The sequence below is a fragment of the Microbispora sp. H10949 genome, from assembly GCF_014161435.1.
GTDB classification, from domain to species: Bacteria; Actinomycetota; Actinomycetes; order Streptosporangiales; family Streptosporangiaceae; genus Microbispora; species Microbispora triticiradicis.
The window spans coordinates 480,172-500,039 of the sequence record NZ_JABBWZ010000003.1 but is presented as its reverse complement, the minus strand read 5'-3'; the positions used below and the strand labels follow the sequence as shown (position 1 = coordinate 500,039).

At 73.2% G+C, this 19,868-nt stretch carries 18 protein-coding genes and 3 tRNA genes; 12 read left to right on the top strand and 9 right to left on the bottom strand.

Annotated features, from left to right (window positions below; all coding sequences use genetic code 11):
* Nucleotides 1–10 precede the first annotated feature (10 nt).
* On the bottom strand, nt 11–1,021 hold the full coding sequence (locus tag HHX40_RS09700; protein WP_182880240.1) for a chorismate-binding protein: 1,011 nt from the start codon (nt 1,019–1,021) through the stop codon (nt 11–13).
* Nucleotides 1,022–1,081: 60 nt separating this feature from the next.
* Entirely contained in the window at nt 1,082–1,990 is a 909-nt protein-coding gene (locus tag HHX40_RS09695) for a LysR family transcriptional regulator (protein WP_111700233.1), read from the bottom strand.
* 85 nt (nt 1,991–2,075) lie between these two features.
* Between HHX40_RS09695 and HHX40_RS09690 the strand changes: the two genes are divergently transcribed.
* On the top strand, nt 2,076–2,915 hold the full coding sequence (locus tag HHX40_RS09690; RefSeq protein ID WP_182880239.1) for an NAD(P)-dependent oxidoreductase: 840 nt from the start codon (nt 2,076–2,078) through the stop codon (nt 2,913–2,915).
* 21 nt (nt 2,916–2,936) lie between these two features.
* Here HHX40_RS09690 and hutH read toward each other — a convergent pair whose 3' ends face one another.
* The gene (gene hutH, locus HHX40_RS09685) at nt 2,937–4,484 is read right to left on the bottom strand and encodes a histidine ammonia-lyase (protein WP_182880238.1); all 1,548 of its coding nucleotides are present in this window, start codon (nt 4,482–4,484) and stop codon (nt 2,937–2,939) included.
* 224 nt (nt 4,485–4,708) lie between these two features.
* Here hutH and HHX40_RS09680 point away from each other — a divergent pair.
* The 4 genes from HHX40_RS09680 to HHX40_RS09665 all read left to right on the top strand — a co-directional run bounded on the left by HHX40_RS09680 (nt 4,709) and on the right by HHX40_RS09665 (nt 6,116).
* Nucleotides 4,709–4,780, top strand: a tRNA-Gly gene (locus HHX40_RS09680).
* A gap of 13 nt (nt 4,781–4,793) precedes the next feature.
* A tRNA-Cys gene (locus HHX40_RS09675) sits at nt 4,794–4,864 on the top strand.
* Between the two features lie 13 nt (nt 4,865–4,877).
* Nucleotides 4,878–4,952, top strand: a tRNA-Val gene (locus HHX40_RS09670).
* Between the two features lie 222 nt (nt 4,953–5,174).
* A complete protein-coding gene (locus HHX40_RS09665; protein ID WP_310738010.1) occupies nt 5,175–6,116 on the top strand; it encodes an aminoglycoside phosphotransferase family protein in 942 nt (313 codons plus the stop codon).
* Nucleotides 6,117–6,192: 76 nt separating this feature from the next.
* Here HHX40_RS09665 and HHX40_RS09660 read toward each other — a convergent pair whose 3' ends face one another.
* From HHX40_RS09660 to HHX40_RS09640, 5 genes are all read right to left on the bottom strand, one after another.
* Nucleotides 6,193–6,972, bottom strand: coding sequence for a DUF6461 domain-containing protein (locus HHX40_RS09660; RefSeq protein WP_182880236.1), 780 nt, complete (start codon nt 6,970–6,972; stop codon nt 6,193–6,195).
* 145 nt (nt 6,973–7,117) lie between these two features.
* Nucleotides 7,118–7,711, bottom strand: a complete 594-nt coding sequence (locus HHX40_RS09655) for a DUF488 family protein (RefSeq protein ID WP_220498887.1) — start codon at nt 7,709–7,711, stop codon at nt 7,118–7,120.
* 92 nt (nt 7,712–7,803) lie between these two features.
* Nucleotides 7,804–8,037 carry a hypothetical protein gene (locus HHX40_RS09650; RefSeq protein ID WP_138460151.1) on the bottom strand — a complete coding sequence of 78 codons (234 nt, stop codon included), beginning with the start codon at nt 8,035–8,037 and terminating at the stop codon, nt 7,804–7,806.
* Between the two features lie 140 nt (nt 8,038–8,177).
* A complete protein-coding gene (locus tag HHX40_RS09645; RefSeq protein ID WP_182880235.1) occupies nt 8,178–8,933 on the bottom strand; it encodes a DNA polymerase beta superfamily protein in 756 nt (251 codons plus the stop codon).
* A 130-nt stretch (nt 8,934–9,063) separates the two neighbouring features.
* Complete coding sequence (locus HHX40_RS09640; RefSeq protein WP_182880234.1) at nt 9,064–9,750, bottom strand: DNA polymerase beta superfamily protein; 687 nt, start codon at nt 9,748–9,750, stop codon at nt 9,064–9,066.
* A gap of 61 nt (nt 9,751–9,811) precedes the next feature.
* On the opposite strand from HHX40_RS09640, the gene HHX40_RS09635 reads away from it, so the two are divergent.
* The 5 genes from HHX40_RS09635 (at nt 9,812) to HHX40_RS09615 (ending at nt 15,660) form a co-directional block, all read left to right on the top strand.
* Entirely contained in the window at nt 9,812–11,308 is a 1,497-nt protein-coding gene (locus tag HHX40_RS09635; RefSeq protein ID WP_182880233.1) for an LLM class flavin-dependent oxidoreductase, read from the top strand.
* A gap of 124 nt (nt 11,309–11,432) precedes the next feature.
* Nucleotides 11,433–12,422, top strand: a complete 990-nt coding sequence (gene add / locus HHX40_RS09630; RefSeq protein WP_182880232.1) for an adenosine deaminase — start codon at nt 11,433–11,435, stop codon at nt 12,420–12,422.
* Between the two features lie 158 nt (nt 12,423–12,580).
* Complete coding sequence (locus tag HHX40_RS09625) at nt 12,581–13,831, top strand: hypothetical protein (protein ID WP_111700239.1); 1,251 nt, start codon at nt 12,581–12,583, stop codon at nt 13,829–13,831.
* 281 nt (nt 13,832–14,112) lie between these two features.
* Nucleotides 14,113–14,586: an ATP-binding protein gene (locus HHX40_RS09620; protein ID WP_111700240.1), complete on the top strand. Its 474-nt coding sequence runs from the start codon at nt 14,113–14,115 to the stop codon at nt 14,584–14,586.
* A gap of 84 nt (nt 14,587–14,670) precedes the next feature.
* Nucleotides 14,671–15,660, top strand: a complete 990-nt coding sequence (locus HHX40_RS09615) for a sulfotransferase family protein (protein ID WP_182880231.1) — start codon at nt 14,671–14,673, stop codon at nt 15,658–15,660.
* Nucleotides 15,661–15,851: 191 nt separating this feature from the next.
* Here HHX40_RS09615 and HHX40_RS09610 read toward each other — a convergent pair whose 3' ends face one another.
* Nucleotides 15,852–16,727, bottom strand: a complete 876-nt coding sequence (locus HHX40_RS09610; protein WP_111700242.1) for a hypothetical protein — start codon at nt 16,725–16,727, stop codon at nt 15,852–15,854.
* A 321-nt stretch (nt 16,728–17,048) separates the two neighbouring features.
* Here HHX40_RS09610 and HHX40_RS09605 point away from each other — a divergent pair, with 321 nt between their 5' ends.
* Together HHX40_RS09605 and gndA are read left to right on the top strand one after the other, a co-directional pair.
* A complete protein-coding gene (locus HHX40_RS09605; RefSeq protein ID WP_182880230.1) occupies nt 17,049–18,311 on the top strand; it encodes a TIGR03118 family protein in 1,263 nt (420 codons plus the stop codon).
* A 93-nt stretch (nt 18,312–18,404) separates the two neighbouring features.
* Nucleotides 18,405–19,826: an NADP-dependent phosphogluconate dehydrogenase gene (gene gndA, locus HHX40_RS09600; protein ID WP_111700244.1), complete on the top strand. Its 1,422-nt coding sequence runs from the start codon at nt 18,405–18,407 to the stop codon at nt 19,824–19,826.
* The last annotated feature ends 42 nt before the right edge of the window (nt 19,827–19,868 follow it).

The following is a 19,868-nucleotide window of genomic DNA, read 5'->3' as shown; positions in this document are numbered from 1 at the left end:
CCGTTCGTTCCTAGCCGCTGTCGCCGTCACCCGAGGCGAGACCGATGAGCCGCGCGGCCTTCAGCTCCGTCTCGTGCCATTCCCGCCGTGGGTTGGAACCCCAGGTGATGCCCGCCCCCGTGCCGAACCGGATCGTCTCGTGCTCCGCCCAGAAGGTGCGGATGCCCACCGCCAGCACCCCCTCGCGCCGGTCGGCGTCGACCCAGCCCACGGCCCCACAGTACGGCCCCCGGGGCTCTGGTTCGAGCTCACCGATGATCCGCAGCGCGGAGGATTTCGGCGCGCCGGTCACCGAACCGGGCGGGAAGGTCGCGGCGAACAGGTCCGGCCAGCCGGCGCCGCCCGTCAGCCGCGCCCGCACCGTGGAGACCAGGTGGACGAGCCCGGGGTGCTCCTCGACCGCGTACAGCGAGGGCACGGTCACCGAGCCTACCTCGGCCACCCGGCCGAGGTCGTTGCGGACCAGGTCGACGATCATGAGGTTCTCGGCGTAGTCCTTGTCGAGCAGGTCGTCCGCCGTCACCCCGGTCCCCTTGATCGGCCGGGACTCGATCACCGCACCGCGCCGGGACAGGTACAGCTCGGGCGAGGCCGACACCACCGTGAGGCCCGGCACGTCGACCACCGCCGCGTACGGCGCGGGGTTGCCCTCGGCCAGCCGTGCGGCGAGGGCCAGGGGGTCGGCGCCCGGGACCGGCAGCGGCGCGGACAGGACGCGGCACAGGTTGGCCTGGTAGACCTCTCCCCGCTCGATGTGGTCCCTGATGCGCCGCACGCCCCGCTCGTAGCCCTCCCGGTCGAGCGAGGTCGTCCAGGCGTCCCGGGCGGGGCCGCGCCAGGGGCCGTCCGGCGCCGGGAGCGGGGCGGGCCGCACGGAGTCGAACCGCGCGCAGACGACCTTCCCCTCGTACGACACCACCACCGCCCACCAGCCGGAGCCGTCGAGGGCGGCCAGATCGGTGGTCACCTCACGCAGACCGGTGGCGAGGCGTCCCCCGATGTGGGCGAAGGGGTCGTGCACGCGTCCATTGTCGCAATCCCTCACCCGTGTCCGGTCCCTCAGCGGCGGGGCCGTCGTCCGTCAGGCGCGTCCCACCGCCCGGAGACCGGCCCCTTCGCCCAGTAGGCCGAGCAGCGCGGACGCGGCGGGCAGGGGCGCGGTGCGCGGCAGGGCCGCGTAGACCGTCCGCCGCGGGGCGAACTCGCCGAGCGAGCGCAGCGCCACGTCGGGCCGTACGGCAGGCGCGGCCATGGCCGGGACGAGCGTCACCCCGAGCCCGGCCGCCACGTAGCCGAGCTTGCCGGTCCACTCCGCGATCCGCAGGTCGACCCTCGGCGCGAAACCCGCCCGGGCGCAGGCGGCGCCGAGCATGGTCACCGTGCCGGGAGGGGCGCCCTCGATCCAGCTCTCGTCCCGCAGGTCGCGCAGGTCGACCGTCCCCCTTCCGGCCAGCGGATGGTCGCCGGGGAGCGCGACGAGCAGTTCGTCCTCCATCAGGCGGGTGACCTCGACCTCCGGCCCGGCTCCGAGGCCGGAGGGGTAGTCGCTGACCACCGCGATGTCGATCTCGGCGCGGCCCAGGCCGTCCATGAGGTGGGTGCTGAGGCCCTCGACCATGGTGACGGTCACCTCCGGGCGGGCCGCGCGCAGCTCCCGCAGGGCGGCGGGCACCAGCACGGCGTTCGCGGTGGCGAAGGCTCCGACGCGCAGCCGCCCGCCCGTGCCCTGGTGGATCGCGGCGAGCTCCTCCCCCGCCCGGCCGAGCCGTTCGAGCACCTCACGGGCGTAGCGGTGCAGTGTCCGGCCCGCCGGCGTCAGCCGTACCCCCCGGGGCAGCCGCGCGAACAGCGGGCCGCCCGCCTGGGCCTCCAGGGTCGCGATGCGCCGGGACACGGCTGACTGGGTGTAGTTGAGCTGCAGGGCGGCCGCGGTGAACGACCCGGTGCGGGCCACGACGTCGAGCAGCACAAGCGCGTCGGTGTCGAACATGCTCCGATCCATGAGCGAGGGAGATGAGTGCCATGCAATCTAGTCGCTGGTGGAATGGATTGTTCCTCCCATAACGTCCCAGGACATGATTGCTTTTCTGGGGCTGGGACGCATGGGCGTCCCAATGGCCGGACGCCTCGTCACCGCCGGTCACAAGGTGGCCGTGTGGAACCGTACGCCACGGGACGTGCCGGGCGCGGAGGCGGCCCCCTCCCCGGCCGAGGCCGTCGCGGGGGCGGACATCGTGATCACCATGCTGAGCGATCCCGACGCGGTCTTCGAGGTGGTGCGGGCGGCGCTGCCGGGGCTGCGGCCGGGGTCGGTGCTGGTGGAGATGTCCACGATCGGCCCGGACGCGGTGCGGCGGCTGCGCGGGCTGCTCCCCGAGGGCGTGGGGCTGGTCGACGCGCCGGTGCTCGGCAGCGTGGGCCCCGCGGCCGAAGGGACGCTGGTCGTGCTCACCGGCGGCCGGCGGGAGGATCTCGACCGCGTGGCGGACGTGCTGCCCGTCTTCGGCACGGTGCACGAGGCGGGCGGGCCGGGAGCGGGGGCCTCGACCAAGCTCGCGGTGATGAGCATGGTGGTGACCGCCCAGGTGAACCTGGCCGAGACCCTGGCGTACGCGGACGCGCTGGGCGTCGGCCGGACCGCCCTGCTGGACGTCCTCGGGGCGACCCCGCTGGCCGCGCTGGCGGAGCGGCTGCGACCCGTGGCCGAGTCGGGCCCGTTCGAGACGCGGTACGCCCTGGGGCTGGCCGCCAAGGACCTGCGGCTGGCGACCGAGGGGCCGGGGGTGGTCCAGTCGGTGGCCGCCGCGGCCCGCGACCGGCTGGCGGAGGCGGTCGCGGCAGGCCTGGCGGGCGAGGATCTCACGGCCGTCTTTCCCTTCGCGGCGAGCGCGGGCTCCGCGCCCGGGCAGGGGTGACGGCCTTCCGGTAGGGGCCGGTCAGGCGAGGGGCCCGACGACGGACTCGGCGGCGGCGGCCACGGTGCCGCTCGCGACGAGCCGGACGACCGCCTCGATCTCCGGCGCCAGGAAGCGGTCCTGCCCGGGTCCGGCCACCGCCTCGCGCAGCGCCGCGACGACCGCGCCCGTCCCCCGCGCCGGTTCGTACGGCCGGCGCAGGTCGAGCGCCCGCGCGGCGGTGAGCACCTCGATCGCGAGCACGCGGGTGAGCCCGTCGACGGCGCGGCGCAGCTTGCGCCCGGCCGACCAGCCCATCGAGACGTGGTCCTCCTGCATCGCGGAGCTCGGGATCGAGTCCGCACTCGCCGGGACCGCCAGCCGCTTGAGCTCGGACACGATCGCCGCCTGGGTGTACTGCGCGATCATGTGGCCCGAGTCGACGCCCGGATCGTCGGCGAGGAACGCCGGAAGGCCGTGGCTGCGGGCCACGTCGAGCATGCGGTCGGTGCGCCGCTCGGAGATCGAGGCGAGGTCGGCCACCGCGATGGCCAGGAAGTCCAGCACGTACGCCACGGGGGCGCCGTGGAAGTTGCCGTTGGACTCCACCCGGCCGTCGGCGAGCACCACCGGGTTGTCGATCGCGCTCGCCATCTCCCGGGCGGCCACGGCCGACGCGTGGGCGAGGGTGTCCCGGGCGGCCCCGGCGACCTGCGGCGCGCAGCGCAGGGAGTAGGCGTCCTGGACGCGGGTGCACGAGCCGTCGCGGTGCGAGGCCATCACGCCCGATCCCGCGAGCAGCGCCCGCATGTTGGCCGCGGCCAGGGCCTGGCCGGGGTGGGGCCGCAACGCCTGGAGATCGGCCGCGAACACGTAGTCGGTGCCGAGCAGCGCCTCCACGCTCATGGCCGCGCCGATGTCGGCGGTGGTGAGGAGCGTGGACAGGTCGTGCAGCGCCAGCACGAGCATGCCGAGCATGCCGTCGGTGCCGTTGACCAGGGCCAGCCCTTCCTTGGCGGCGAGCTCGACGGGCTCGACGCCGTGTTCCTTGAGCGCCTCGGCGGCCGGCCGCAGGCGTCCCCCGGCGTCCCGCACGACCCCTTCGCCCATGACCGTCAGGGCGACGTGGGAGAGCGGCGCGAGATCCCCCGAGCAGCCGAGGCTGCCGTACTCGTGGACGACCGGGGTGAGCCGGGCGTTCAGCAGCGACTCCAGCACCCGGGCCGTGACCGGGCGTACGCCGGTGTGCCCGGTGGCGAGCGTGCGCAGGCGCAGCAGCATCATGGCCCGGACGACCTCGGTCTCCACCTCGGGCCCGGAGCCCGCCGCGTGCGAGCGGACGAGGCTGCGCTGGAGCCGGGCGCGCAGCGAGGGGTCGATGTGCCGGGTGGCGAGCGCGCCGAAGCCCGTGGAGACGCCGTACGCCGGGGTGTCGGCCTCGGCCAGCTCCTCGATCCTCCCCCGCGACGCGGCCATCTCGGCGATCGCGTCGTCCGTCAGCCGCACCGGCGCTCCGTCCCTCGCGACGCGGACCACGTCGGCGAAGGCGAGCGGCCCGGGACCGACGGCCACGACCTCGTCGTCGTGCATCGTCCCACCCCTTCGTTTGGTAACCACCGTATTTTAGATTAGGTCCTTACATCCGAGGATCCTCTCCAGCCCCTCCCGTCCCGGCCCCATCAGCCGGAGTCCGGCTCCCACGACACCCGAGGGCCATCCGGACTCACAGCGTGAGCAGGGCGAACACCGCTGATTTGGGGAGTCGCCGGAGATTGGATAAAGTGCTTCGCGTGAGTCCGGCCGAGAGCCGGGACGCGGAAGTGGCTCAGTGGTAGAGCATCACCTTGCCAAGGTGAGGGTCGCGGGTTCGAATCCCGTCTTCCGCTCGGAGATCAACCCGGTGGAGTGGCCGAGAGGCGAGGCAGCGGCCTGCAAAGCCGCGTACACGGGTTCAAATCCCGTCTCCACCTCTTGGTTCACCAAGGGCGATTAGCTCAGCGGGAGAGCGCTTCCCTGACACGGAAGAGGTCACTGGTTCAATCCCAGTATCGCCCACCACCGCCGATGGCCCCCTCGATCGAGGGGGCCATCGGCGTATCCGGGCCGCACACCGCACATCCCGCCGCCCCGCGTACGGGGAGCGGATCGGGAACGGCCCGGCGGGCGTGAGGCAGAGCGATCGAGAACCAGACGACCTTGCCGTCGCGACGCCCGGAGGCGACGCCCCACGCATGGCTGAGGAGGTCGCCATGGGCCGGGCAGCCCGCCATTCCGATGCCCGTGACCTCGCGCAGCGCATCTCGGCCCTGCGGGCGGCATGACGACGACCTCCGCCGCCGGTGCGCTCAGCGCGAGAGGCTCGACGGGCTGCTGGAGGCCGTCTGCGCCCGCGCGGGGCCCTCCTCGCAGGACGCCGAGCTGATCAAGTTCACCAACAACGCGGTCTTCCGCCTTCGTCAGGCGTCCGTCGTCGTGCGTATAGCCGGGTCCACGGCCGCCCGCGCCCGCGTGCCGACGGTGGTCCGGGTCGCCCGCTGGCTGGCGCGGCACGACTTCCCAGCGGTCCGGCTCCTGTCCGGCGTGGAGCAGCCGTTGCGCGTGGACGGGCATGTGATCACCTTGTGGGAGTATATGCCGGAGGTCGGCCGGCGCCCCGACGGCAGGGATCTCGGGTCTCTTCTGCGACGCCTGCACGCCCTGACGGATCCGCCGCCGGACCTGCTCCAGTGGCGGCCGATGACGGAAATACGCCAGCGCCTGGACGAGCCGGAAGACCTGTCCGCCGACGACCACGCCTTCCTGCGGCACGAATGCGACGAGATCGAAGGCCGGCTCGCCGGCCTCAGCTATGTGCTCAAGCCCGGGATCATCCACGGGGACGCGTTCCTCGGAAACGTCGTCGCCGGCCCGCACGGGCCCGCGCTGTGCGACTTCGACGGTACGACGATCGGCCCGCGCGAGTGGGACCTGACCCCGGTGGCGGTCGGTAGCCTGTGCATGGACTATCCGAAGGACGAACACGGCCCCCTGTCGGAGGAGTACGGCTTCGACGTGACCCGATGGGAAGGTTTTCCGGTCCTGCGTCGGCTCCGTGAGCTCAAACTGGTCACCAGCGTGTTGCCCATCCTGCGAAGCAATCCCGCGATCCGTCCGCAGTGGGAGCACCGCATGCGCAGCTTCAAGGCCGGCGACCTCACCGCCAGGTGGCAGACCTACAGGTGAGCGACGTCCGCAATGTCAGGAGTGCCGACAGTTCCGGTCGCGAGCTTCAGCACTGCCGTATGTCAGCAAGCGACTCTCAATCCGCAGACAGGACGAATCGTGCGTGAGTTCCGGCCATCCACTCGTCATCCAGTTCTCGCCCTGTGACCCTCCCCACGAGAACCAGCGCGGAGGTGAGGCAGGTGGCCAGCGGAGGACTGTAGCCGTTCAGGGTGAGGGTCACATAATCTTCCCACTCCGGCCGCATATTCTCATAGAACTCCTCCTCGGAGATCTCGCCCTCCTCAAGTGCTTCTTCGGCAGCGCTGAACTCCAGCCATCCCGGAAGCAGGCCGGGATCGTCCCTCCACGTCGGGTCGTCCCAGTCGAACTGCAGCCCGTCGGCGTATGCGTCAAGTGCGCGAGGGTCCGAGCCATGGCGCCGGCCCGGGCTCGTCACGTCGAACGCGGTCACGTAGCGGCCGCCGGCCGCATAAAGAATGTCCTGGGGCCCGTTCACGTGCCAGCCTACGGAAATTGCCGCGCCCTGCCCCATCGACAGCTCCGGTAGTGCGTCGGCACCCCTGTATCGCCGGATCTCGATGATCTGCGTCCACTCGTCATTGAGGCGACCACCCCAGATGATCCCTTCCTCTTCGTCGTGCTGGGAGCCCTTCATTAGATTCCCCCAGTCGCATTGCTCACCGACGCTGTCGGCACCCAGCCGCCTAGCGATTTCTGCTATTTCGAGACCTTTCACCCACAGTCCGCTGAAGCACGAGCCCATGCCGTACTTGTACGCGAGATGCCACAGACGCTCTGAATGCCGCAATCTCTTCCCCTCAACTGCGTTGCGCAGGTGCCGCGAGAGTCGCACGAACCCACCCCGGCGACCCCTGAAAGCCATCGGCCTGCCGCCGTGGCAGCATGATCGCAGAGCTCCCGCCGACAGGCTCGGCGGAGATCGAGACGAGGCGCCGACAGTACGGCCGGGGGCGGTCGGAGCGGCTTGGGGCGGCGGGTCAGGTCTGGTCGTAGACGAGGAGACCGTCGTCGCGGAGGCGGGCGCCGGAGGCCGGCACGTGTTCGGTGAGCCGTCCGTCATGCGACAGGTGCAGCACCCGGGCTCCCCGCGCGAGGATCACGAAATCGGCGATGATCCGCCGGTGGCAGCGCCACCACAGGCTCTCCGCGCACATGACGGCCGTCCGGGCCGTGCGCGCCCCCGCCAGCAGATCGGCGACGGCGGCCAGGAATTCCGGCTGCCGGGTGTGTCCGGCGTATCCCCGGAACGAGGCGTTCTCCCAGAAGACGTCGGGCGAGTCCGGAGCGGCCCTGCGGAACCCGCCCAGCCGGCTCTCCCAGCGGTAGCTGATCCCCGCGTCCGGCAGCCAGCCCGACAGCGCCGCGCGGGCGGCGTCGGGGTTGCGCCTGCTGCCGGGGGCGGTCCTGACGTCCACCACCTGCCGCACGCCCGCGCCGCGCAGCAGCGGGATCAACTCCGCACGCGGCGCGGTGCCGTGCCCGAAGGTCAGCAGCGTCACGGGGGCAGGGGCCGGCTCGCCCTCGGCGGCGCTCCCCGGCGCCGGCCGGCTCCTGACGATCTGGTCTCGCACGCACGGCCTCCGTCAGCCGGAGGGCGGCCATGGGCACGGCGACGGGACGACCGGCCGGGCCCCCGGACGGTCGGTCTCCCAAGGCCCGCGAGTCAGTCGGCCCGGGCGAAGAGCTCGTCGAAGAGCTCCAGCGCGGCCCGCCGTACGTCGTCGGGAGCGAGGCCGTTCAACGTGTCGCGCGCCTGGGCGGCGTCACGGGTCGTGGCGAAGGTGATCGCGACCGATTTGGCGGCCGCGTGACGCAGCGATCCGGTGGGCGCGCTGTCGGCCAGTGCCTCCGCGCTCGCGGCCAGGTCGAGGTTGTCTTTGCCGGTCTGGGTGGTCAAAGCGTTCTCCTGGTGTGATGGCGGCTTGGCCCATTATCCGTGATGAGCCCGCGACGCGGGGCGGCACCCCACATTGTTCGCGTGTCCCGTCCCGTTTCGGCGGCCTTTCTCCGGCTTTTCCGGCCTTCCCTGGGCCCTTCTCACCGCCCGGCGAGGCGGGTCCGTACGACGAGATCGTGCAGGGCGTCGTGGGCCGAAGGGGCGTCCGGCAGCGTGGAAGAGGCCCCGGCGTCCTCCAGGGCCGCGGTGAGGGCGTCGAGGTCGGCCGCGAGACGTTCCCGGCCGGGCGCGTCGTCCGGCGGCGCGCCGTGCTCCGCCGCGCGCTTGGCCGCGATCAGGCCGGCCAGGTAGGACGGCGCGCCGTCGAGGAGCAGGGTCAGGTCGGCGACGAGCTCTCCGGTGCGCATCAGGCGGATGCCCGTCAGCAGCACCCGGAACGCGTACAGCAGCGGCTTCAGCTCTCCCGTACGGTCGAACAGCCGCCGCTGGGTGCGGGCGAAGCCCAGGTAGTGATGCGCGTGGTGCCGGGTGAGGCAGCCGGCCGCGAGGGAGCGCATCTCCTCGTGCAGCGGGGACGTCCGCACGACCAGGGGCGACAGGAGCTGTTCCAGCACGTACCCGTTGCGGCCGAGCAGCAGGCGGCAGAACTTGGCCAGGTCGTGGGTCACGAGGTCGACCTCCGCGCCCTCGCGCACCCACGTCCTGATCACGGTCTCCTCGCCCGTGCGCAGGCCGACGACCTCCTCGGCGGGCAGCACGTGCACGCCCCGCAGGTCGACGTCGGAGTCCACCGAGGGGAATCCGTAGAGGTGCGCGCCGCTCACGGTGGCGAAGGCGAGCGGATGCCGCTCGCCCGCGGCCACCTCGGGCAGCCAGGACGGCAGGACGGCGGTCACGGCGCCTCCCCTCCCGTCACACTCACCTCGCGCCACGGTCCCCTCCCGTCACGGTTTCTTCTCGTCACGCTCACCCTCGGGACGATCAGCTTCGGGACGATCAGCTTCGGGACGATCAGCTTCGGGACGATCACAGAGCCGACCTCCGCACCTCGATCAGGAACTCCTCGGCGGCCGTCCGGTCCGGCCGGTCCGGCAGCGCGCTCCCGGACCGGTCGTCCAGCCGAGCCAGCTCCGCCAGCAGGCGCCCGCGCCACTCCAGCACCTCGGGCCAGGGCGTCTCCCCCCGGCGTACGGCCAGCAGCCGGTCGCGGTGGGCGCCCACGCGGACCAGCGGCTCCCCGTGCCGGGCCAGAGACGAGGCGCCGAGCAGCAGCCGGATCATGTGCATGGCCATCTTCCACCGCCTCACGTCGCCGCCGGGCCGCGGCGGGTCGTCCGGGCGGAGGCGGCGGAACTGCCGGTCCGCGGAGCCGGCGAAGGCCCGCTCCGCCCGGCGCGACAGGAACGCCCGGCGGATCGCCAGCAGCCGCTCCCCCGGCGGGGTGACCAGTTCGACGAGCGGCGACCACAGGCACTCCAGCGCGGCCGGGTTGCCCTCCAGCGCGAGCACGCAGAACCGCTCGACCTCCCAGGAGAACTGCTCGGGCAGCGGCCCCTCCACGTGGTCGGGCGGCTTGTCGAGCCGCCAGAACCTCGCCGTGGGCGTCACGAACACGCCGCGCCGGTCGACGTCCGACTCCCCCGTCTCCAGCCCGTACGCGCGTGAGCCGGCGACGACGGACAGGATGCTGCCCGCGGGGGCCGCCGGGGTCATGTCGCCGGATCTTTTCACAAAGGTAGGCTCCCGGGTCGGGACGCGGAAAGGTAGCGAATTAATGGCCGATTTTGGGCATGACCTGTGGTTCGGGGCCTTCCTCAGGCCGGACGCGGCGGGACACCACCGGATCGTCCGGCAGGCCGTGCTGGCCGACGAGCTGGGCCTCGACGTCATCGGCGTCCAGGACCACCCGTACCAGCCGTCGTTCCTGGACACCTGGACGCTGCTGTCGGTGCTCGCGGCGCGCACGGAACGGGTGCGGCTGTTCCCCGACGTGGTGAACCTCCCGCTGCGGCCGCCCGCGGTGCTGGCCCGGGCCGCCGCGTCGCTCGACATCCTCAGCGGCGGCCGGGTGGAGCTGGGGCTCGGGGCCGGGGCGTTCTGGGACGGCGTCGCGGCCATGGGCGGTCCGCGCCGCGACCCCGGCGACGCGGTCGAGGCGCTGGAGGAGGCCGTCGCGGTCCTGCGCGCGCTGTGGACGCCCGGCGAGGGCGTGCGGCTCGACGGCCGGCACTACCGGCTGGAGGGCGCGCGGCCGGGGCCGTTCCCCCCGCATCCGATCGGGCTGTGGATCGGCGCGTACAAGCGGCGCATGCTGGAGCTGACCGGGCGGCTCGGCGACGGCTGGGTGCCCTCGTCGGGGTACGCCGCGCCGGACGATCTGGGCGCGATGACGGCGATCCTGGACGCCGCCGCCGAACGGGCCGGGCGCGATCCCGCCGGGATCCGCCGCGTCTACAACATCGAGGGACGGTTCTCCGGCGCCGCCGGGGAGGGGTTCCTGAACGGGCCGCCCGCCGTGTGGGCCGAGCGGCTCGCCGGTCTCGTGCGGGACCACGGCATGAGCGTCTTCGTGCTCGCGGTAAACGACGACAGGGACCTCAAGGTCTTCGCCGAGGAGGTCGCCCCCGCCGTACGCGAGGCGGTGGCACGGGAGCGCGGACGGGCCGGACGGGCGGACGAGGACGCGGTGGCCCCCGCCGGCCGGCGGGCCGCGGCCTCGGCGCCGGCCGCCCTGGACGAGGCCACCCGGCCGCGGCTGCCCAAGCGGGATCCCGCCGCGCTGACGCCGCAGCAGCGGGCGGCCGGGCAGCGGCTCGTGCTCATCCACGATCACCTGCGCCGCGAGCTGACCCAGATCAGGGACGCGCTGGAGCAGGTCGCCGCGGGCCGCTCCGACGCCGCGGCGCTCCGCTCGATGATCAACGAGCTCACCATGCGGCAGAACTACTGGACGCTGGGCACCTTCTGCGCGTCGTACTGCCGGCTGCTGACCACCCACCACACGATCGAGGACGAGCACATGTTCCCGATGCTGGCGGCGGCGCAGGGGTCGCTGGCGCCGGTGGTCGAGCGGCTGGAGCAGGAGCACGAGGTGATCGCCGAGGTGCTGACCGGCCTGGACGCCGCGCTCGTGGCGATGATCGAGGACCCGGACCGGCTCGACGGCGTCCGCGCGCAGGTGGACCTGCTGTCGGACGTGCTGCTGTCGCACCTGCGGTACGAGGAGGAGGAGCTCGTCGAGCCCATCTCCCGCCTCGGCCTCGACATCTGAGGACCGGCACCCGGGCACCCGCACCTGAGCGCCGGCACCTGGGCATCGGTATCCGGGCGCCGGCATCCGGGCGCGGCCGGAAACCGGGGTGCGGCGGCGGGGCCCGCGCGCCTACGCTGCCGCCGTGCGCGATCTCGCCCTGCTGCCCAAGGCCCACCTGCACGTCCACCTGGAGAGCACGGTCCGGCCGGACACGCTGGCCGAGATCGCGGCGGCCAACGGCCTGCCCGTGCCCGCCCGCCCCGCCGGGCCCTTCGCCGGCTTCCGCGAGTTCGCCGACCACGGTTCGCTCGTACGGGAGTGCCTGGTCCGGCCGGAGGACTTCCACCGGATCGCCGTGGAGTTCTGCGCGGACGAGGCGGCGCAGGGCACCCGGTGGGCGGAGGTGACCTTCACCGCGGCCTCGCACGGCGAACGGCTGGGCGCCCCGGAGATGCCGCTGGAGGCCGTGCTCGCCGGCCTCGCCGAAGGGCGCGCGGCGTACGGCGTGGAGTGCGGGGTGCTGCTCGACCACTCGCGGCGGCGGCCGGTCGAGCGGGCCCGGCGCACCGTGGAGCTCGCGGCCCGGTATGCCGGGGACGGCGTGCTCGGCGTCGGAGTGGCCGGTGAGGAGTCCTACCCGCTGGCGCCGTTCGCCGAGGTCTTCGCCGACGCGGCCGACGCGGGCCTGCACGTCGTGCACCACGCGGGCGAGATCGAGGGCCCCGGCAGCGTCCGCGAGGCGATCACGGTCGGGCGGGCCGAGCGCCTGGGCCACGGCGTCCGGGTGCTGGAGGACCCGGATCTGACCGCCGAGGTGCGCGATCGGGGCATCCCCCTGGAGGTGTGCCCGTCGTCCAACGTCGTGCTCGGCCTGGTGGACGGCCTCGCGGCCCACCCGTTCCCACGGCTGCGCGAGGCGGGGCTCGCCGTCACGCTGAACACCGACATCCCGTCCGTCACCGGCACCACCCTGACGGACGAGTACGCCAGGGTCCGGGAGGTCTTCGGCTACGACGACGCGGTGCTGGCCGGGCTCGCCCGCGCCTCCGTGGACGCGTCCTTCGCGCCGGAGGCGGCGAAGCGGGCGCTGCGCCGCGACGTGGACGCCTGGCTCGCCGGTCCCGCCTCCTGAGTGTCCGGTGATGCCGGGCGGACGATGGTGAATAAAAAGGCGTATCTGTGACCAGACGTGAGCCAAGTGGCGCGAGTCAGGCGTGTTTCCCCCCGCGGAGGCCTGCCCTTCTGGGATGATCTCGGGAAAAACCATCGGACATCGAGAGACCGTGACTGATGCCCCCCATTGACCAACTAACCGCCTTCGTGTCGGCCCATCCGGTCGAGACAGTCATCATCAGCGTCATCGCCCTGGTCTTGCTGGTCCTGGCCTTCTTCGCGCTCCGCGCCCTCATCCGCCTGTTCCGCCGCTGGGCGGCCGGCCGGCCCACCGAGGACGTCCTCACCATCGTCGCCGCCAGCATCGCGACCGGCGTGTCCGCGCAGGGCATGTGGCGCTTCTCCGGCGACGTGCTCGGCTTCGACGGGCCGCTGCGGCTCCTGCTGTTCGCCTTCATCGAGGTCGCCGTCATCACCAGCGCCGTACGGGCCCGGCGCAACATGCGGGAGAACTACTCCGCCGGCATCGACGGCGTCGCCGTCTGGGCGCTCACCTGCCTGTCGGCGGTCCTGTCGAGCATGGACGCCCGCAGCGTCGCCGAGGCCGTGTTCCGGCTCGCCGCCCCGCTCGTGGCCGCCTGGCTGTGGGAACGCGGCATGGCGATCGAGCGGGTCCGCATCACCGGCCGCGGCCGCATCAACTGGCGGCTGACCCCCGAGCGGATCCTGGTCCGGGTCGGCCTGGCCGAGGTGAGCGACCGTACGGCGAGCGAGGTGGACGCGCACCGCAGGCTCACCCGGGTGGCACTGGCCGCCAAGCGGGTCCGGGCGCTGCGCGAGGCCGGGGCGCCGGACCGCAAGATGCGCGCCGCGATGGCGAGGCTCGACAAGGCGATGGACCAGGCCGTCGAGTACACCGGGCTGGCCGTGGACGAGAAGCGGCAGGAGGCGCTGCTGTCGCAGATCGGCGCCCTCTACAACACCTCGGCGCTGATCGACCTCGCCCCGCCGGTGCCGTGGGGGCCGGAGCCCGAGCCGCCCGCGCCGGTGGCGCTGCCCGCCGCGACCATCGCGGAGCTGATCGACGACGAGGAGGAGGACCTCCCGGCCGAGCCGGCGCCCGTCGTCGACACCGCCCAGCGCGCGACCCAGTTGCGCACCGCGCGGCAGTACTGGGACCAGCAGATCGCGCGCAAGTACGTCCCCCGGGCCGCCGACATCGCCAAGGAGGTCGGCATCCCGCTCCTGGTGGCGAAGGAGTGGCGGGCGCTGTGGAAGCTCGAACCCCAGGCGTACGCGCTGATCGAGGCGGCGTACCGGGAGCACGGGATCGTCGACACCGGCACGTTCCCGGCCATCGAGGTGCCCGAGCGCGAGCGCGTGCTCGTCGTCAACGGCTCCGCCGGGGCGGCGCACGACGCCTCCTGAACTGACCGTACGCGTCGCAGGGCGGCGGGCCGGGGAACCGGCCCCGCCGCCCTGTGTTTTTCGGAACCGGCACGCTTCCGGAACCGGCGCGGTCCCGCGACCGGCCGCTTCGCCGGGCGGCGTCTTTCCGGGCCGCTTTCCCGGACGCTTACCACCCCCCGATACCGGACACTTTCCGGCGACTCGGGCAAGGACACTCCTACTTTCCCGTGACATCGCGGGCGCCCGCGCGGACGTCAACTCTGCGGCGACTGACTCGGCTCCCACGCTGAAGGAGTGCTATGGAGATCTCGGGGGACGGCGAGGGAAACCGCGTGGCGCGGCTCGCGGGCGGACGGGACCAGGTGGGGCGGGCGCGCAGGCTCGTGTCGGCCGCCCTGGGGCGCGGCCACCCCCGGCACGACGACTGCGTCCTGCTCACGAGCGAGATCGCGACCAACGCCGTCGTCCACTCCCGCTCGGGGAACGGCGGCACGTTCACCCTCACCGTGTCGTGCCTGCCCGACCGGGTGCGCATCGGCGTGCAGGACGACGGTTCCGCCGGGCCGCCCTGCGCCGGTCACCCGCTGCCGAACGCGTCGAGCCAGGGCGGGCGCGGCATGCCGCTGCTCGACATGCTCTCCGACCGGTGGGGACTGGTCCGGGAGGGCGGACGCAACGAGGTGTGGTTCGAGATCTGGTTCGACGGCGGGCGACGCCCGGCCGCCCTGCGGCGCGGGTGGCCGGCGACCCGCATCCGGCTCGTCGCCGGCTGAGCGGGTACACCCATTTGTGGTGATTTCACGTTGGGAAGGGGCAAAAACCAACTAATCTAATCGGGAAAGTAGGAGGACTTTTCCATGGCTCTGCCCGACTTCCTGGTCATCGGTGTGCCGAAAGCCGGCACCACCGCCCTGCACGCGGCGCTCGCCCGCCACCCGGGGCTCTTCATGTCACCCGTCAAGGAACCGAAGTTCTTCCTCACCGACGGCCCGCCGCCGGCCAAGGGCGGGCCGGGCGACGCGGAGACCTACCGCGAGCACGTGTGGCGGCGCGCCGACTACGAGGCGCTCTTCGCGGACGCGCCGCCCGGGACGCTCGCCGGCGAGTCCACCCCCTTCTACCTGTACGACCTGGACGCCCAGCGGCGGATCAGGGAGACCGTCCCCGACGCGAAGCTGATCGTCTCGCTGCGCGACCCGGTGGAACGGGCGCACTCCAACTGGACGCACCTGTGGTCGGCCGGCCTGGAGCCGATCGGCGACGTCATCGAGGCGTGCGCCGCCGAGAAGCGGCGCGTCGCGGACGGCTGGTCGCCGTTCTGGCACTACGTGGGCCTCGGCCGGTACGGCGAGCAGCTCGCGCACCTGTTCACGCTGTTCCCCCGCGAGCAGGTACTGGTCTTCCGCTATCGCGACCTGGTCGACCGGCCCGCCGACACGCTGGACCGCATCTGCGCCTTCCTGGGGGTGGAGCAGGGGCTCGTCGGCGAGGTGCCCAGGGAGAACGTCACCGCCCATCCGCGGCAGAGCCGCAGGCACCGGGTCCTCGCCCGGATCGCCCGGCTCGGGGACCCCTTCCTGGGCCAGCGGCTGACCAGTCCGCTGGAGCGGATGCTGCAGCGCGACGCGCAGCCCCGGCGGCCGCTCACCTGGGAGCAGCGCCAGGAGCTGCTGGCCTACTTCGCCGCCGACATCGCGCTGCTGCGCGACCTGCTGGAGGAGGACTTCGGCGACTGGCTGCGTCCCCGGGAGCGGTCGGGCGGCCTGGTGGGCGCCCGGCCGGACGGCCAGCGGCAGGCCCGCAACGGCCGCGTCAGAGGCGTGGACGGCCCGCCGGCCGGGCGGTGACCACCCGGCCGGAGCACGAGCCCCGCTCGTGCTCCGGCCGCCATCGCTCCCGCATCCGGCTCCCACCACCCGGCGCGCGCCACCCGGCTCCCGCGGCCCCGGCCTCCCGGCCCGGCCGTCCGCCGACGCCCCCGGACCCTCCCGGTGGTGGTCGGCGGAGATGGGCGGCGGCGGTGGGCAGCCGCCAGTGGTCAGCGCAGCTCGGTGCGCAGCTCGTGGCCCCCGTCGGCGCGGGTCAGCTCGTAGTACAGCCGGTGGCCGCCGGGCACGGGCACGACCGACAGGTAACGCAGCCCGCCCGCCCCGTGCTCCGACTGGGCGACGGGCGCGGTCCCGGTCGCGGTGAGGGTGGACGGGTCGGGGCCGATCGCCACGCCCGTGCGCTCCTCGTAGTTCTCCGCCGCCGACGCGCGGCCGTCGTAGTAGGCGATGACGGTCTCCCCGCTGAAGGTGACCGCGCTCACCCGTACGCCGCGGGAGTCCCACTGGCCGGGCCGCCGGTCGAGCGCGGTCCCCTGCCAGGTCCAGGCGATCCCGTCCGCGCTGGTGGCGTAGTCGGTGACCATCTGGTCGGCCTCGTCGGGATCCTCCAGCGGGTGGCACGACGCCCACAGGTGCCACACGCCGCCGTGGTGCAGGATGACCGGGTCCTTGACGCCGGTCTTGAGGTCGCCGGGGAGCACGACCCGCGCGTCGGCGGGGTCGAACTCCGCCGGGTCGGCGGCCTCGATCATCTCGACCCGCCAGTGCTTGGTGCCGTACGTGGCGCAGCTCAGGTAGAGGCGCCACGACCCGTCGGGCGTCGCCACGAGCGTGGGCCGCTCCAGCGACTCGGTCTTCATCTCGTCCTTGGTGATCGTGAGGATCCGCTCGAACCGCTCGCCGTCGGCCGACCGGGCGATCTCCACGGCGTACCCCCGGCCGGAGCCGATCGGGCGGCGCAGCCGGTAGGCCAGATAGATCCACCCGTCCCGGCTCACGGCGCTGGGCGCGCCCGCCCAGTAGCCGGGCCCGTCTCCGGGTGGCGGGATCGCGACGACTGACCGTTCCGGCTTCGGTGCGAACACGTCTCTTCTCCGTGGGTGCGCGACGACGGTGGGCGGCTGGACGCCGTCCCTTCCTGGCTGTCCTCAATTACCAGCGGCCCGACGAGGAGGCCAAGCGTCCTCGCCATCGGACGGCCATCTCTATACAAAACCCGCTTAGTTTGCGGGTTTTGTCAGGATAGGCCAGAAACCCCGATGCGCGCGCCCCCCACCTGCGAAGGAAAAGGGACTGAACCCGGAGCGGCAGGGGGGCGTATCTCCGGGCGTAAGGGCATGCCGACACCGTTCCGACCCCCTCGCAGTCCGACCCCTCGCAGGTCTGACCCACTTTCAGGAGGCCCCATGCGGGCACGTATCGTCACGCTCTGCGCCGCGCCGCTCACGCTGGCGCTCGCCGGCGCGGCCCCGGCCCATCCCGCCTCGGCCGCCGGCGCCTCGCGCCACGCGGAGAGCCGTCCCGGCCACCAATCCCACCCACTCGCCCGTCCCCTTGCCCGCCCGCCCGCTCAGACGGCGCGCACGTCCACCCGGTTCGCCGAGGTCCCCCTGGTCTCCGACGTGGCGGGCAAGGCCGCCGTCACGGACCCGAAGCTGGTCAACCCCTGGGGCCTCGCCATGGGCGCGACCCTGTGGGTGTCCAACGCGGGCACCGGCACCGCCACCGTCTACACCGGCGGCGCGGGCGGTGCGGGCGCGGTCAGGAAGGCCCCCACCACGGTCGCGATCCCCGGCGGGACCCCCACCGGGCAGGTGGCGTACGCCGGGAACGCCTTCACGATCAAGGGGAAGGCGGGGACCGCGCCCGCCTCGTTCATCTTCTCCAGCCCGAGCGGTGCCATCACCGCCTGGAGCGCCAAGGCCGACCCCGGCAACGCGGTCATCGCCGCGTTCACCCGCGGCGCCGACTACAAGGGCCTGGCGCTGATGAACACCAACCGCGGCACGTTCCTGCTCGCGCCGTCGTTCTCCCACCGCCGCGTCCACGTCTTCGACGAGGACTTCCGGCGGGTGCGGCTGTCGAACCGCCAGTTCCGCGACCCGTCGCTGCCCGCCCGCTACTCCCCCTTCAACGTGGAGATCGTCGGCGACTCCGTCATGGTCGCGTACGCGCGGCGCGATCCCGGCACCGGCAAGCCGGTCGCGGGACGGGGCAACGGGTTCGTCAGCGTGTTCACCGCCGACGGGCGTTTCGTACGGCGCCTCGCCTCCCGCGGCCCGCTCAACGCGCCCTGGGCGATGACCCTCGCCCCCCAGGGGTTCGGCGCGTACGCCGGGGCGCTGCTCGTGGGCAACTTCGGCGACGGGTGGATCAACGCGTACAACCCCCGGACCGGCCGCTACCTCGGCCCGCTGCGCCGCGCGGACGGCGGGGCGATCGCCCTGGAGGGCCTGTGGGACCTCGAACCGGGCACGGCCGGAAACGGCGGCACCGACGCGGTGTGGTTCTCCGCCGGGATCTCCAGGGCGCGGCACGGGTTGCTCGGCCTGATCCGCCCCGCCACCGCCGGCGGCGCCGCCTCCCCCTCGGCGGCGCCCTCCCCCTCACCCTCGCCTTCGGCCGCGCACCGCCACGGAAGCGGCGCCGGAAGCGGCTACGGCTACTGAGGATCGGGACGAAAGCCCAGCTCACGACGCTTGGCCGCGGACACGCCACCCCGCGGCCGAGCGCCCCCACCCGGGAGCGGTATGACTTTAGCCATGAACAAGGCAGACATCGGAGTGACGGGCCTCGCGGTCATGGGCCGCAACCTCGCCCGCAACTTCGCGCACCACGGTCATGTCGTCGCGGTCCACAACCGCACAGAGAGCCGCACCACCCGCTTCATGGAGGAGCACAAGGACGAGGGCGCGTTCGTGCCGGCGGGCACGATCGAGGAGTTCGTCGCCGCGCTCGAACGGCCCCGCAAGGCGATCATCATGGTCAAGGCCGGCGCCCCCACGGACGCGGTGATCGAGGAGCTCGCCGCCGTCATGGAGCCGGGCGACATGATCATCGATGGTGGCAACGCCCACTACCTGGACACCCGCCGCCGGGAGGCCGCGCTGCGCGAGCGGGGCATCCACTTCGTCGGCACCGGCATCTCCGGTGGCGAGGAGGGGGCCCTGAACGGCCCCAGCATCATGCCCGGCGGCGACCCCGAGGCGTACGCGACGCTCGGCCCGCTGCTGGAGGACATCGCGGCCAAGGTGGACGGCGTGTCGTGCTGCGTGCACATCGGCCCCGACGGCGCCGGCCACTTCGTGAAGATGGTGCACAACGGCATCGAGTACGCCGACATGCAGCTCATCGCGGAGTCGTACGACCTGCTGCGGCAGGCCCTCGGGCTGAACCCCAAGGAGCTCTCCGACGTCTTCCGCGAGTGGAACCGGGGCGACCTCGAGTCGTACCTCATCGAGATCACCGCCGAGGTGCTCGGCCACGTCGACGCCGCGACCGGGAAGCCGTTCGTGGACGTGGTGGTCGACCAGGCCGAGCAGAAGGGCACCGGCCGCTGGACCGTGCAGAGCGCCCTCGACCTCGGCGTCCCGGTGACGGGCATCGCCGAGGCGGTCTTCGCCCGGGCGCTGTCGGGCCACCCGGAGCAGCGGGCCGCGGCCCGCTCGCTCACCGGCCCGTCCGGCACCGCCGGCGACTCCGGCCTCGTCGAGGACGTGCGGCGGGCCCTGTACGCCTCCAAGGTGGTGGCGTACGCCCAGGGGTTCGACCAGATGGCCGCGGCGAGCGCGGAGTACGGCTGGAACCTGCGGCTCGGTGACATGGCCACCATCTGGCGGGGCGGCTGCATCATCCGGGCGCGCTTCCTCGACCGGATCAGGGCCGCCTACGACGCGGACCCGAACCTGCCGACGCTGCTGGTCGACCCCACGTTCGCGCAGGCCCTGGACGAGGCCCAGGAGTCGTGGCGGCGGGTCGTGGCCACGGCGGCGACGATCGGGGTGCCCACCCCGGGCTTCTCCTCGGCGCTCGCCTACTACGACGGGCTGCGCCGCGACCGGCTGCCGGCCGCGCTGCTGCAGGGGCTGCGCGACTTCTTCGGCGCGCACACCTACCGCCGCACCGACCGGGAGGGCGTCTTCCACACCGACTGGTCGGCGGACCGCGCCGAGCACTCCGCCTGACCGGTCTGCCCGACCGGTCCGCTTGACCGGTCCGCTTGACCG

Excerpts from the sequence above, each read along its gene's own strand:
- HHX40_RS09690 (WP_182880239.1), top strand. The coding sequence starts at position 2,076 with ATGATTGCTTTTCTGGGGCTGGGACGCATGGGCGTCCCAATGGCCGGA.
- HHX40_RS09625 (WP_111700239.1), top strand. The coding sequence starts at position 12,581 with ATGCCCCCCATTGACCAACTAACCGCCTTCGTGTCGGCCCATCCGGTC.
- HHX40_RS09640 (WP_182880234.1), bottom strand. The coding sequence starts at position 9,750 with ATGACCCCGGCGGCCCCCGCGGGCAGCATCCTGTCCGTCGTCGCCGGC.
- hutH (WP_182880238.1), bottom strand. The coding sequence starts at position 4,484 with ATGCACGACGACGAGGTCGTGGCCGTCGGTCCCGGGCCGCTCGCCTTC.
- HHX40_RS09695 (WP_111700233.1), bottom strand. The coding sequence starts at position 1,990 with ATGTTCGACACCGACGCGCTTGTGCTGCTCGACGTCGTGGCCCGCACC.
- gndA (WP_111700244.1), top strand. The coding sequence starts at position 18,405 with ATGAACAAGGCAGACATCGGAGTGACGGGCCTCGCGGTCATGGGCCGC.
- HHX40_RS09635 (WP_182880233.1), top strand. The coding sequence starts at position 9,812 with ATGGCCGATTTTGGGCATGACCTGTGGTTCGGGGCCTTCCTCAGGCCG.
- HHX40_RS09605 (WP_182880230.1), top strand. The coding sequence starts at position 17,049 with ATGCGGGCACGTATCGTCACGCTCTGCGCCGCGCCGCTCACGCTGGCG.
- HHX40_RS09620 (WP_111700240.1), top strand. The coding sequence starts at position 14,113 with ATGGAGATCTCGGGGGACGGCGAGGGAAACCGCGTGGCGCGGCTCGCG.
- HHX40_RS09615 (WP_182880231.1), top strand. The coding sequence starts at position 14,671 with ATGGCTCTGCCCGACTTCCTGGTCATCGGTGTGCCGAAAGCCGGCACC.